Source organism: Pseudomonas lurida (assembly GCF_002563895.1).
In the GTDB taxonomy this organism is placed as follows: Bacteria; Pseudomonadota; Gammaproteobacteria; order Pseudomonadales; family Pseudomonadaceae; genus Aquipseudomonas; species Aquipseudomonas lurida.
This window is the reverse complement of record NZ_PDJB01000001.1, coordinates 4,422,615-4,436,042: the sequence shown is the minus strand read 5'-3', so window position 1 is coordinate 4,436,042 and position 13,428 is coordinate 4,422,615. Positions and strand designations below refer to the sequence as shown.

Sequence of the window (13,428 nt, the reverse complement as noted above, 5' to 3'; positions counted from 1 at the left end):
ACGCCCGCTCCCACATGGCTTACGCGGTATTTACTCAGAAGTGATACTTGACCAGGAAACTCGCCGTGTCCTGGTTGGTCTTGAACGCGCCGGAGTCTTCGATGCCGTACTTGTTCTTCCAGTAGTCGTATTCAAAACCCACATACAACTGCTTGTCGCCCCAGTGCAGCGCCTTGCCCAAGTCATATTTGACCTGCGGGTTGAAGTGCAGGTTGGCGTGGTAAGTACCACGGGCGTTCTTGTCGTTGTCGACCACCCAGTCCATGAAGCCGTCGATCAGGATATTCGAGTTGCCCACCGGGATCGTGTACGACCATACCGGGGTGATCTGCCACACACCGTCACCCGGGCGATTGCCTTCGGTCTGGCGCTGGTAGAAGTTCAGCTGGAAGTAATCGAAACCGGGGATGTTCAAGTCGAAACCAGGGCCGACCAGGTACGACTCGTTATCGCCTTCGCCGAACTCGTAAGTGAGTGCCAGCAACACATCCTTGATCGGGCCGAATGACAGGTCCTTGTCCAGGATCTTGCCGAACGACAAACGTGGGCTGAACTCGCCGTAGTAGGTGTTCGGACCCACGTTGCCGTCTTCCTTGCCGTTATAGAAGATACGGTCGAGAAAGAAAAAGTTGTCGCCGTACTTCCAGGCATCGGCATGTTCGAACGTGACGGTTTGCTGGATCTGCGGGTTGACGGTGAAGTTCTTGCCCCACAAGTAAGTCAGGCTGTTGTTCTGCCACTGCAACAGGTCACCGGCCACGGCTTGGCCACCGGCCAGCAGGGATCCCGCCAGCATCAGGCCTTTGAACATAGGTTTCATTCGGTTGCTCCCGAGTTAAAGTTTTATGGTTTTTCTTCTACGCAGGCGCTCTGGTGTGGCGCCTTTTGGTTCGCTGCAAAAATCGTCTGTTCGGTCAGCTTTAGTGCTTTTAGCAAGAGCTGCGCCAAGGTGTTTAAAAAGCCAAAAAATCCCCGTCGGCTGCATCGGATGCAGTCGAATTCAGAGGACGTTTGCGCACTTTGGCCGCAGACATAAGGCCGGGATAAGTTGGCCTTGCAGTCAGCTTTTACATTCGCTGTTTTTTTTTGAGTCGATTCGAGCGGGCGCGGAGAATACTGGCTCCAAAGCCTGGGCTCAAGTGCGCCGTAAAAGAGCGCGTGGGGCGAGAATGGGGCACGGCTCGTGGCCGGCCCCAGGTGAATGGCGTGCATGTGGGTGTTCCCTGTTTGTTGTTATTGTTTTACTAACAAAGGAATCAATGCGTATGAGCAACGGCAGGCCGTTCAGCGCCACCGAGAATGTTGAACAGGATATTCAGCGACAACGCGCTGAGGGTGGCCATGGCGATGCCGCTGTGGGTGATCGGGCTCATCCACAGCGGTAACTGGGCGAAGAACTCCGGACGCACCACCGGGATCAGGCCCATGCCGATGCTCACCGCCACCAGCAACTGGTTGCGACGGTCGGCGATGTCGGCTTCCTGGAGGATCTTGATCCCAGTGGCTGCCACCATGCCGAACATCGCAATGGCCGCGCCCCCGAGTACCGCCGGCGGTATCGACGCCACCAGGTAGGCGGCCTTGGGCAGCAGGCTGAGGACGATAAGGAAGGCCCCGGCCATGATCGTCACCGAGCGGCAACGCACGCCGGTCATCTGCACCAGGCCGATGTTCTGGGCGAACGAGGAGTGGGTAAACGTGTTGAAGAAACCCGCCACGAACGACGCGCCGGCATCACACAACAGGCCACGGCGCAGCATCCTCGGCGTGACGTCCTGGCCGGTGATCTTGCCCAGCGCAAGGAACATCCCAGTGGACTCGACAAAGATGATCACCACCACCAGGCACATCGACAGGATCGGCGCCAACTCGAAGGTGGGCATGCCGAAGTGCAGCGGCGTGACCACTTGCACCCATGGCGCCTGGGCCAGGCCGCCGAGGTCGACCATGCCGATCGCCCCGCACAAGGCGTAGCCCAGGCCCATGCCGATCAACACCGAGATGTTCACCCAGAAGCCGCGCATGAAGCGGTTGATCAACAGGATGGTGGCCAGTACCAGTGCGGCAATCGCCAGGTAGATGGGTGAGCCGAAGGTCGCGGCGGCGCTGCCACCCCCGGCCCAGTTCACGGCCACCGGAAACAGCGACAGGCCGATCGCGGTGATCACCGTGCCGGTCACCAGCGGCGGGAAAAAGCGCACGACCTTGGACATGAATGGCGCGATCAGCATGCCGAAGAACCCAGCAGCGATGGTCGCGCCGAAGATCCCCTGCAAACCGATGCCCGGCATGCCGGCCATGGCGACCATGCTGCCGACGGCGGCAAAACTGGCGCCCATCATCACCGGCATACGGATGCCCACCGGGCCGATGCCGAACGACTGCACCATGGTGGCGATGCCGGCCACCAGCAGGTCGGCGTTGATCAGGAAGGCGATTTCTTCCCGGCTCAGCCCTGCGGCCTGGCCAATAATCAGGGGCACGGCGACGGCGCCGCCGTACATCAGCAAGACGTGTTGCAGGCCTACCAGAATCAGTTGCAAGAGGGGCAGCCGCACCATGGCGGGCGCGGCAGGAATCTGCGGTTCGACTAACTCGGTCATGCAACACCTCGGATCTTTTTTATTTTTGTGTTGTTTGGCATTCAATTGCCGGGTGGAACTCAATCTTCAAAACGCTAAAAGTCCTGGTTGTGAGCGCTGGCTTGCCTGCGATGACGGTGAGTCACCCAACCTTCTGGGTGACTGATACACCGCTATCGCAGGCAAGCCAGCGCCCACTCTGGGTCTCTGTGAGTCGGTCAGTTGGTGCGGGCCCCCTGATTGATCCAGGTGCCGATCAGATCACGCTCCTGCTGGGTCATCTGGGTGATGTTGCCCAGCGGCATGATCTGGCTCGCCACGGCCTGCGCCTGAATGCGCGCGGCCTGCTGCTGGATCTGCGCCGGGGTATCGAACATCACCCCCGCCGGCGCGGTGCTGAACAGTGGGCTGGTGGGCTTGGCCGAGTGGCACACGGCGCAGCGTTCCTGGATGACCCCGTGCACTTTGTCGAAATCAATCGTCGCCTGGGCAGGCGCAGCGGGTGCTGCAGCCGGTTCGGCAGGGGCAGCAGGCGCGGCAGGTTTCAAACCACCCCCCAAGGCCGTTTCCGGCAATGGCTGGTACTCGATCGCTGCCGGTGCCTTGGCCACTTCCGGTGCGGCCGACATCGGTTTTGGCCCGGTCACATACGCCAGGCAAATCATCGCCAAGGCGCCTACCGGCAAGGTCCACGCATACTTCTGGCTGTTATGCCGCGTGTTGAAGTAGTGCCGCACCAACACCGCCGCCACCGCGATACCGGCCAGGATCAGCCAGTTGTATTCGCTGCCGTAGGTGCTCGGGAAGTGGTTGCTGATCATGATGAACAGCACTGGCAAGGTGAAGTAGTTGTTGTGACGCGAACGCAGCAGCCCTTTGGCCGGCAGCGCCGGGTCCGGCGTGCGGTTCTCCGCGATCGCCGCGACCAGCGCGCGTTGCGCCGGCATGATGATGCGGAACACGTTGCCCACCATGATGGTGCCAATCACCGCACCCACGTGCAGGTAGGCGCCACGGCCACTGAACACTTTGCTGAAGCCGTACGCGGCGGCAATCAACAGCACGAACAGGATCAAGCCGAGCAGGGCAGGGCGCTTGCCCAGGGCCGAGTCGCAGAGGAAGGAGTAGATGAACCAGCCGGCGAACAATGAGCCAATGCCCAGCAGTACGCCTTCCGGGCCACTGAGGCTGCTGCCTGGGGCCAGTAGGTACAGCGTGGGGTTCCAGTAGAACACCACGCACAGCAGCGCAATGCCCGACATCCAGGTGAAATAGGCCTCCCATTTGAACCAGTGCAGGTTGTCCGGCATGGTCGGAGGAGCCAGTTTGTATTTTTCCAGGTGGTAGATACCGCCACCGTGGATCGCCCACAAGTCACCGGCCAGGCCGTTCCTGGGGTTGACGCGATTGAGGTTGTTTTCCAGCCAGACGAAGTAGAAAGAAGCGCCGATCCACGCGACGCCGGTGATCATGTGAACCCAGCGCACGCTCAGGTTCAGCCATTCCATCAAATGTGCTTCCACAGTCTTTACCTCTCGCCTGTCACCCTTGTTGTCGGGTGATCAGACCTTCTCTTATTGGTGGGGGGCGAGGATCAACCGCTCATCCTCTTTGAAAAAATGCTCATCGCAGTTATTGCCTGTGCCACTGCGATCAACCACCAGGAAGTCATCCCGCTTTTCGATCGTCAGCACCGGGTGGTGCCAGACGCCGCGATGGTAATTAATGCCCTGCCTGCCGTTGGTGACGAAGGCGCGGACCAAGCCCGATACAGGTTCATCGCCAAGTGGCGCGACCACGATCAGAAAGGGGTTGCCGAGCAGCGGAATGAAGGCCTGGCTGCCCAGCGGGTGTCTCTCCAGCATGCACACGGTCAGCGGCATATCCAGCGCGTCGGCGCGGAAGATGCTGATGATCGCGTTGTCCTCTGGCTGGGCGGTTTCCACCGTCGCCAGTTTGTGGAAGCGCATGGTCGACCCGTTGTTGATCATGAAGTGATCGCTGCCATCGGTTTCGATAACGTCTCCGAAAGGGGCGAAGGCTTCTTTGGTCAGGGGTTCGATCATCAGTGTGCGCATGGCTGTCTTCTTAAATTTTCGAATGTGATGTTGTCTGGTCTACCGCTGTCGCGGGCACGCCCGGCTTCCACATTTGACCGCATACCCCTGTGGGAGCCGGGCGTGCCCGCGATTGGGCCCACCCTTATTTCGCGACCTTACCGAGCACACGCAGGCGGCTCACACCGCCGTCCGGGAACACGTTCAGGCGGATGTGGGTAATCGGCCCCAGCGCCTTGATCTGCTCGGCGAAGGTGTGTTCGGCGTGCATTTCCAGCTTTTGTGCCGGCAGCAGTTCGCGCCAGAACAGCGATTGGGTTTCGATCTGGCTGTCGGTGCCGCCCTTCACGAACGCGCCCTGGATCGAGCAGGTGTCCGGGTAGTTGCCCTTGAAGTGCAGGGTGTCGACGATGATCTTCTCGATCTCGCCGGGATGGCCCAGGGCGACGATCACCCAGTCATTGCCCGGCGTACGACGACGCGCGGTTTCCCAGCCGTCGCCCATGTTGATGCCACGGCCTGGGTTGAGGATGTTGCTCATGCGGCCAAAGTGTTCATCGGAGCACGCCAGGGCACGCCCGCCGTTCAAGGCGGCGGCCAGGTCGACCTGTTCGTTGTCGCCTACCGAAGACCAGTCGCGGAACGGCACGCCGTACACACGCAGGCGGGCTACGCCGCCATCCGGGTAGATGTTGAAGCGCAGATGGCTGAAGGCCTGGTCGTTGTTGATCTCGTGGTAGTGGTGGCTGTTGCCTTGCAGCTCGACGGCCGACAGCACTTCCACCCACTGGGTGTTGTCATCCGGCTCGCCCGAAGCCAGGAAACAGGCTTCCAGGGACGCCGACGGTGGGAAGTTGCCGGTGAAGAATGAAGTGTCGATGTCCACGCCCTTGATCGAACCCGGCACGCCCAGGCGGATCACTGCGCTGTCGTAGCCTTCGAAGCGCTTGCGGCGCGACTCCCAGCCGTCCATCCACTTGCCGTTGTCATCGAAAACGCCCTCCTTCCACACGGCCGGGGTCGGCTGGAACAGGCGGTTGGCGTCGGCGAACCAGTCATCGGTAACGGAGATGATTTTGGTGCCCAGGCGGGCGTCGGCCAGGTTGACGAACTTCTCGAAAGGTACGGCGTAAGCTTTCATTCTTCTTGTCTGCCTTAAATAGAGTGGCTTGGGATGCTCGCCAGGCCCTGGGCGTTCATGAACCGCTCGGGCCAGGTCTGCTTAAAGAGTCAGTAATCGGAACAACGCGATCTTGTTGATCTCGGCCAGGGCACACTTGAACTCGGCGTCGACCGAGTTGTGAATGCGCGTTTCAAACGCGGCGAGGATCTGGTGCCGGTTGCTGCCTTTTACCGCCATGATGAAGGGAAACTTGAACTTGGCCTTGTAGGCGTCGTTCAGCTCGGTGAAGCGAGAAAACTCTTCGGCCGTGCATTGGTGAATACCGGCGCCAGCCTGTTCATGGGTGCTGGCTTCGGTGAGTTGCCCCTGGACGGCGGCTTTGCCGGCCAGGTCCGGGTGAGCGTTGATCAGCGCCAGTTGCCTGGTGTGATCGGCGCTCAACAGGATGTCGCTCATGCGCTGGTGCAGGGTTTCGATCTGATCGATCGAGGCATCCTGGCCCAGGTCGAAGGCCTTTTCGGCCACCCATGGCGAATGTTCGTAGATATCGGCGAAGGCAGCGACAAACTCATCGCGGCTCAGGGTCGAGGGTTTCAAGGTGTGGAACGCAGTCATTTTGCCGCTCCCGTGTACGGGTGGGTTTCCTGCCAATGCCGGGCAATATCGACACGGCGTGTGAACCACACCTGCTCATGACCTTTGGCGTATTCGATAAAACGCTTCAACGAAGCCAGGCGCGCAGGGCGGCCGATCAGGCGGCAATGCAGGCCGATGGAAAGCATTTTCGGCGCTTCGGACCCTTCGGCGTAGAGCACGTCGAACGCGTCTTTCAAGTATTCGAAGAAGTCGTCGCCCTTGTTGAAGCCCTGCACCTGCGTGAAGCGCATGTCGTTGGTGTCCAGGGTGTAGGGGATCACCAGGTGCGGCTTGCCGGTCGGGTTGTTGGGTTCCCAGTAGGGCAGGTCGTCGTCGTAGGTGTCGCAGTCGTAGAGGAAGCCGCCTTCCTCCATCACCAGCCGCCGGGTGTTGGGGCCGGTGCGCCCGGTGTACCAGCCCAGTGGGCGTTCGCCGGTGAGTTCGGTGAGGATACGGATGGCTTCGAGCATGTGCTCGCGCTCTTGGGCCTCATCCATGTATTGGTAGTCGATCCAGCGGTAGCCGTGGCTGCAGATCTCGTGGCCGGCGGCAACCATCGCGCGGATCACGTCCGGGTGGCGCTGGGCGGCCATGGCCACGGCGAAGATGGTCAACGGAATGTCGAATTCCTTGAACAGCTTGAGGATGCGCCACACGCCGGCACGGCTGCCGTACTCGTACAGCGACTCCATGCTCATGTTGCGCTCGCCCTGCAGTGGCTGGGCCGAGACCATTTCCGACAGGAAGGCTTCGGATTCTTTGTCGCCGTGCAGGATATTGCGCTCGCCGCCTTCTTCGTAGTTGAGTACGAAAGACAGCGCAATGCGCGCGTTGCCCGGCCAGTGGGGGTGAGGAGGGTTACTGCCGTAACCGATCAGGTCGCGTGGGTAGTCAGCGCTCACTGCAGTCTTCCTTCTTGTTCGTGGTAGCAAGTGTGTGTGGCGGCCGGGCAGTGAAAAGACTGGGTGGCGTCACAGCGATGAGTGATTGTATACAACTTGTCGCCAACTTTGTAAGCCTGCATTTCCGCATTTTTTCTGGATGGCTCTGTAAGGATGGTGTAGCAAGAAACTTGCCTGACTGGTCAGCAAATGGACAAAAGGTCGTTAAAAAGCAACGATTACTTGTTGATCGCACCTTAGGGCAATGTCAGCGGGCGGATCCAATGGTTTGTGATTTTTATTGTGTACAATTTTTTTAAAAAGTGTCTTAATCAGTCATCGCCGGCTTTTTGATGCCCTGAAAAAGTGCGGATCACTTTCCACTGACCACGGGAGGCGCATAGACGCCATGGGACGTTTGACCACACACGTATTGGACGCCGCACACGGCTGCCCCGGCAGCGCGATCAAGGTCGAGCTGTACCGCGTCGAAGGCGCACAGCTGGCGCTGGTCGCCACCGCCCTGACCAACAACGACGGCCGCTGCGATGCACCGCTGTTGCAGGGCGACGATTACCGCAGCGGCGTGTACCAGCTGCAGTTCAGTGCCGGCGACTACTACCGCGCCCGTGGTGTGCAGTTGCCGGAGCCGGCCTTCCTGGATGTGGTGGTGCTGCGTTTCGGTATCAGCGCCGAGCAGGATCACTACCATGTTCCCCTACTGATTTCGCCATACAGCTACTCCACCTACCGCGGTAGCTGAGCGTCACCTCGCTTCACACCCCCAAAGCTCTTCGTTGGTTTTTCGCCCGCCCACACTGCGGGCTTTTTTTTGCGCGGGTTGCGTTCAACTATCTAGCACCTTGTACCTGTCGGTAGTGCCTAGGCTGGGGTTTTCGTCGCAGAGAACAAAACCCCATGACCCTGGTCCCCGACCACCCGAGCGTTGCGCCGGCTGTCGATACAGACGATGCCGATGCGTCTCAGTCGATTCGCGATCTGCTGACGCGGCGGATCAACACCGCTCCCCATCCCAGTCGCCTGATCAATCAAATCGCCCTTGCGGACTGGCGGTGTAATGAGGCGACGCAGGCACTGGCCCGCCTGCTAGGGCGCTCGCCGAAGGTTCTGGCGGTGATGCGCGCCGAGCTGCGCAAGGAATTCGAGATCGACCCTGACAGCCTGGTGTTCACCGAACCCAAGCCGCCCGACCCGCCCCGCAAAGTCGAGACGTTGACTGAGCGGGCATTGTCGTTGCTGGTATTGCCCTCGGTGGTGATCAACGTCAACCGGTTCACTGCCCTGAGCGTCAAGGGGAGGCCGGATTACCGATTCCCGTACACGCCGCTGGAAGTATTGCAGCGGGTGATTGCGATGAGGCTCTTGGAGCGCCTGGATCACGTGGCCTCTGCCTACTGGAACGGCTTGGTGTTGGGGTCCTGGCTCACTCGCCGAGAGCGTTGGGTCGAGTTGCAAAAAACACTCTTCGCTGACCGCGCCTTCATGGCGCAGCAGCTGGAGGAACTCTCAAGCCGCGCAATGGCGATGGTCCAAGCCTTGATTGATGCCCCGACCGCAGAAGCGCGCGACCGGGCAGGTGGGGCGTGGGCGAGCGTGAAAGTCGGCCAATTAATGTGGCCGGGTACGCCAGCGGTCGTGATTCCCGGTGCGTTGCACCTTTACCGCGAGGGCGAGCCCAGCGACGCGCCGCAGGTGATTTACCTGCCGGGTGCGGTGCGCCCGTTTTACGAGGCCCCGTCGTTCTTCGCCCTTCAGTGTGCCCTGCTGGACGTGAACCGCTCGCTGTTCCACGACCTCTGGCACTGCTTGCCGTTAAGGCGCCGTGAGGGGGCGTACCGGCCGGCGGACTTATCGTCGGCGACCTTCGTTCGCGGCTTGGAGGTAATGGACGATGCGCTGGAGCAGGGCGCCCTGGCGATGCTGGCCGGGCAATGGAGCAATGAGCTGGGGTGTGCCGTGAAGGATTATGCTGCGCAGGTGTTTTCTGACCAACGGCCTGCGCCTCCACCGCTGAATGCCGCCCTGTTACTCGCGCATGTGCAGCACGCCAGAAAACAGCTGGTCGGCGGCGCTCGGCTCGGCCTCATTCGCACTCAACTGCTTAAATGGGACGGGCAACGACGGGGCGAAGAAATAGTCTTCGCCAGCAGCGCCCCCGATTTGGCCCTGCGCACCGCGGAGCAGCAGGTCAAGCGCTACGAAAAAGGTCTGGTCGCGTTACTCGCTGCGGATGACCCCGGCGCGCAGACTCCCGCTTATCGGGCGATCACGTCGCTGCTGGGCAAACTCAGTGTGCATACGTCTGTGATGAATACGTTGCTGCACAACGCGCAGCATCGACTGCTCGAGTTGGCTTTCTGGGTGGAGCGCCCGGATGGGGCGGGTACTGCCAGGCGTGTTTCCCTGTTTATGCAGGCCCAGACCGAGGCCCTGCGTTGCGAGGTTCAGCTACTGCACCGGCTCAAGTTGATCGGTACGGCCCATCATGACCAGGTGATCGAAGTGGTGGAGCAGCCCCTGTCAGCTCGACGCACTCGCAGTGAAACCCAGGTGCTGTCAATCGCGGTGGGCTGCGAGCCGGACGCTTTCTACCCCCTCCTTAACATCTGGGTGATCACCACGGCGGCTGCGTTGCGGGTCCCGGCCCGCCAGCGTCCGGTGGTGTTGTACGCGTTCGGGACAGAGGGAGGGATCAAGGCGTTTGCCGGTCTTGACGCCTTGACCCGCAGTCTCAAGGCCAGCCTGGCCAGCCCTGACGGCTCCGTGTTGTGGGGCGCTATCGAGCGCGATAAGCGCTCCGACCTGCGTGCCCATGCCGTGCGTAAAACGCTGGCTGTGCGCTACCGCGCAGTCAAGGGCAAGCCGGCGCTGGCCGCGCTCAAGCAAATGCTGGACAGTTACCACCGATTGCACACAAGCACCGAGGGCATTACGCGTATTTTCACCGAGGTGAAGGACGCCGGGTTGAGTCGCGCGCTGTTGAGGGGCGAGTTGGAGAGGCAGCTGAAAATACCCGTCAATAGAGCCCTGGGCCAGGCTTTGGCGAATGTCGAGTTGCTGCGCCAGGCCGCGTCTGAAGCGAAGAAACTGCCTGCCTGGTTGGCGCATGCAACCCGTGCCCAACGTCGAGACTTCTTGCATGTGCAGCGCGTTCACTTGAGCAACGCCTTCGCATTCGAGCGCCGGCTGGAAGATGTGCTGCCCGACCTGGAGACGTTCGCCCGCCGCGCCTTGATGGCTCGCCTGAGTGAGGACGGTATTTCCTCGCAATGGGACATCGACCAGCCCTTTATTGACCTGCCCGATGATGTCCATGGCAGCTTCTGTGCGAATTCACCGGTCTGCACGGTGGGCGATCGATCTATAAGATTGACCCCGAGCGTCACGCGGACCGCCTTCAGTCTGTTGCAGCTGGTGTTGCACAACCTGGACCCACTGGCGCCCTGGACAAAGTGGCGACTCCATCGTGCCCGCTATCTGCAGTCTGGCTGGAAGCAGCGGCTGAATGCCGATTACTTGATCGGCCTGGCGTCGTCGCTGGATATCGGCGGTCAATACGACGCGTTGATCCACACCGTTTTTTATCCGCGGCTCGATGCCCACACCCTGGTCAGCGAAGGGCGTATTCCCGCGTTATTGAATCGCGCTTTGCTTACCGGCGTTCAGCATCATCTTTTCGCGGCGATTCAACGGGGGCTGTCGGCGGCGGCACAAAGCCTGTTCACCACGGCGATGGCGGCGCGAACACCGCAAGACCTGTTGAAGGCCCCCTACGCATTGCAGTTGCACGTGGTTCATCTGGTGGGCCACACGATGCTGCATGATCGCTACATCGCCGGTATCGTGCTGGTGCATGACAAGCCTTCCGGACTTTGCGTGGTCTATTGGCCCGACGCTCCGCACGCCCTGGTTCTCACCGAATACGCCAGCCTGCAACAGGCCCACGCTGAACTGAATCGCATCGGTGCAATGCCTGAGCACGCCAAGGCCCTGGCGCGGCAAGTCGCACCCGGTTGGGCATTCGAGGCAATGCCCCATGATCCAGACACCCTCGGCAGACCTGGTCAGATATTCAACGTATTTGACCTGTCGCCGAGTTTTTTCCTGTTCAAAGGGATTTGGCGGGGAGCTGGGTTTGTTCGTTCATTCAACGTCAAGCATCTGGAGCCGACGCCGCTAGCGGACGAGATCGAACGACACACCCTTGAGCAAATGACCCGTGAACCCCAGCACTGGCTGGCCCTTGTCCCCACCGCTCACAGCAATGCCCAAGCATTGCTGTACCACGCCAACGTGCTTGAACTGCAACGCCGGACCCAGGGTGCCAGTCATTCCGGCCAGGCATTGCAGGCGTATCGGAGCCGGCGCCTGGGCGAGCAGAGCGATGCCACCCAGCGCAGGTTAGTGGCGTTTTTCTCGCCGTTGTACGGGATATTCAACGATTTTTATGAGCTGCTGCTTGTCGCTCGGCGGTATCACCGTTTTGGCGACGCCCATGATGCGGTTGATGTGAGTTTCATGACCGCCTTTCTGGCTTTCGAACTGTTATCGAACTTTGTACCGGGGCCCAAAAAGCCGGGCAGCGCAGTGGCCCGGGTTGCACGACCGAGGCCGAGCGCCGTGCTGGGGCGGATTCGTCGCTTGCGCATGACTTCGCGCCCTGGGGACTCGCCCCTGGCACCCGTCGCTCGACTCAAGGCCCTGGAGCGTTTCAACGTCAAGGGCGTACCGGACGCGGCCGTCGCCTTGAAGGGGCCAGGTGAGCAAGGGGTCTATGTGAAAAATGGTGAGGCATTCGTGGCGGATGACACCCATCATTACCCGGTGTACCGGCGCCGGAACGAGCAGGTGTTTCGCCTGAAAAACCCACAGGCGCCGGGGCAGGACGAATTGATCTTGCACATCCACCAGCCCAGGGAGTGGTTACTGAGCGCAGACGCGCCGATGGCGGGGCCGAGCTCTGGCAGGCTCAATCCTTGGCAGGCGCGAGTACCCACGCCGCCAGACTGGCGCCCACCGAGCGTGCGCGCGGCGACGGAAAAACGCATCTACCAGTCACCTGCGCCGGCCACCGACTGGTTCGATTGGAGGGTCCAGGTGCCTGCGGAACAGATGTCTGCGTTTACGGCGCTCGGGACATTTCATGTGAGGCCGCACGCTCGGGTATTTCCCTACGACGCCATCTACCTCGGTGCGGGGTATGACACGGCAACGGCCTCAGGACTCGGGTACTACAGGTTGCTCAATGAGGGGAGCAATGCGCCCAGGAGCGGCATCGCGTTTATCGGCCCGGATGAGCCGCTGGTCTCTCGTGCCTACGTTGATATCGAACGTTGGACCACGACGGCACGTGGGGAGCAGCCTATACCGGTGTCGCGCAATGCCGTGGGGGACTGGCAGCTGCATACGCGTCTGTTTGACCGGCCTTTGGAGCACTATGTAGGCGCTGCTTTCCCCACCATGACCCTTCACAGCCAGAGAATGGCTGCCAGGCGATTGGTTGAGTTGGCGGATACGTCCTACTCGGTCTCGGCCACCCACCTGCTCAATATCCGCGCAACGCTGGACGACTGGTTGACCCAAAGCGCGCAGCGGCCCGCACAGACGGATGACTGGCTGAGGATGCTGCGGACCACCGAAAGGGGGGGCGGATCTCTCAGCATCGGCAACGAGAGCTTGGCTCCGGGTTTCACTCGCGTCGACTTCAGGGCCCAAGGGGTGGACCCGGCGTTGCGTTTCAGTGGGCCAGGAAGAGCCGCCCAGCGAAATACTGCGCAGCGCGCGGCGATCCGCACCGTTCTCGAACAGCACGGTTTCAACGTCTATGAAGTCGAGGTGAAACGCGCCTTCCATGTCATCCATGAAATGGTCGCGACCCACCGTTCTTCCAATTCCGGCAAGGTGTACTACATCGTGCCCAAGTGGGTGGAGCGAGCGAGTGTTCAGATTAAGGAGAGGCTGACGGACCGCTGGTTGATTAGCGCCATCAATGCTCATCCGGACTCGCTTGCATTCGTGGGCGTCCAGCGCGCCCTGCAGGAAAACCGACTGGTGCGAATTGTGGCAGGCATTCAATGGCCGGTCTTTCAGACCGACCCACCCAGCGTCTATTTTGTGCGTGTATGAAC

10 protein-coding genes are annotated in these 13,428 nt (G+C 60.7%); 2 read left to right on the top strand and 8 right to left on the bottom strand.

Annotation, left to right across the window (positions count from 1 at the left end; translation table 11 throughout):
- Nucleotides 1-34 precede the first annotated feature (34 nt).
- The 8 genes from ATH90_RS20045 to puuE form a co-directional block, all read right to left on the bottom strand.
- Nucleotides 35-820 (bottom strand): outer membrane protein OmpK, encoded by a 786-nt coding sequence (locus tag ATH90_RS20045; RefSeq protein WP_034107847.1) that lies wholly within the window; start codon nt 818-820, stop codon nt 35-37.
- A 23-nt stretch (nt 821-843) separates the two neighbouring features.
- Entirely contained in the window at nt 844-1,212 is a 369-nt protein-coding gene (locus ATH90_RS29215; RefSeq protein WP_141537510.1) for a hypothetical protein, read from the bottom strand.
- Between the two features lie 44 nt (nt 1,213-1,256).
- Nucleotides 1,257-2,603, bottom strand: a complete 1,347-nt coding sequence (locus ATH90_RS20040) for a nucleobase:cation symporter-2 family protein (RefSeq protein ID WP_034107846.1) — start codon at nt 2,601-2,603, stop codon at nt 1,257-1,259.
- 197 nt (nt 2,604-2,800) lie between these two features.
- The gene (locus ATH90_RS20035) at nt 2,801-4,105 is read right to left on the bottom strand and encodes a urate hydroxylase PuuD (RefSeq protein ID WP_098467151.1); all 1,305 of its coding nucleotides are present in this window, start codon (nt 4,103-4,105) and stop codon (nt 2,801-2,803) included.
- A 51-nt stretch (nt 4,106-4,156) separates the two neighbouring features.
- A complete protein-coding gene (locus tag ATH90_RS20030; protein WP_095185456.1) occupies nt 4,157-4,660 on the bottom strand; it encodes an ureidoglycolate lyase in 504 nt (167 codons plus the stop codon).
- A 124-nt stretch (nt 4,661-4,784) separates the two neighbouring features.
- Nucleotides 4,785-5,780 (bottom strand): allantoicase, encoded by a 996-nt coding sequence (alc, locus tag ATH90_RS20025; RefSeq protein ID WP_010208835.1) that lies wholly within the window; start codon nt 5,778-5,780, stop codon nt 4,785-4,787.
- A gap of 81 nt (nt 5,781-5,861) precedes the next feature.
- A complete protein-coding gene (gene uraD, locus ATH90_RS20020) occupies nt 5,862-6,377 on the bottom strand; it encodes a 2-oxo-4-hydroxy-4-carboxy-5-ureidoimidazoline decarboxylase (RefSeq protein WP_069077911.1) in 516 nt (171 codons plus the stop codon).
- On the bottom strand, nt 6,374-7,300 hold the full coding sequence (puuE, locus tag ATH90_RS20015) for an allantoinase PuuE (protein WP_034107836.1): 927 nt from the start codon (nt 7,298-7,300) through the stop codon (nt 6,374-6,376). Before puuE ends, uraD begins: the two co-directional genes overlap by 4 nt.
- Nucleotides 7,301-7,688: 388 nt before the next feature.
- Here puuE and uraH point away from each other — a divergent pair, with 388 nt between their 5' ends.
- A complete protein-coding gene (gene uraH / locus ATH90_RS20010) occupies nt 7,689-8,042 on the top strand; it encodes a hydroxyisourate hydrolase (RefSeq protein WP_034107834.1) in 354 nt (117 codons plus the stop codon).
- Nucleotides 8,043-8,197: 155 nt separating this feature from the next.
- A complete protein-coding gene (locus tag ATH90_RS20005) occupies nt 8,198-13,426 on the top strand; it encodes a dermonecrotic toxin domain-containing protein (RefSeq protein ID WP_098467150.1) in 5,229 nt (1,742 codons plus the stop codon).
- Nucleotides 13,427-13,428 lie beyond the last annotated feature (2 nt).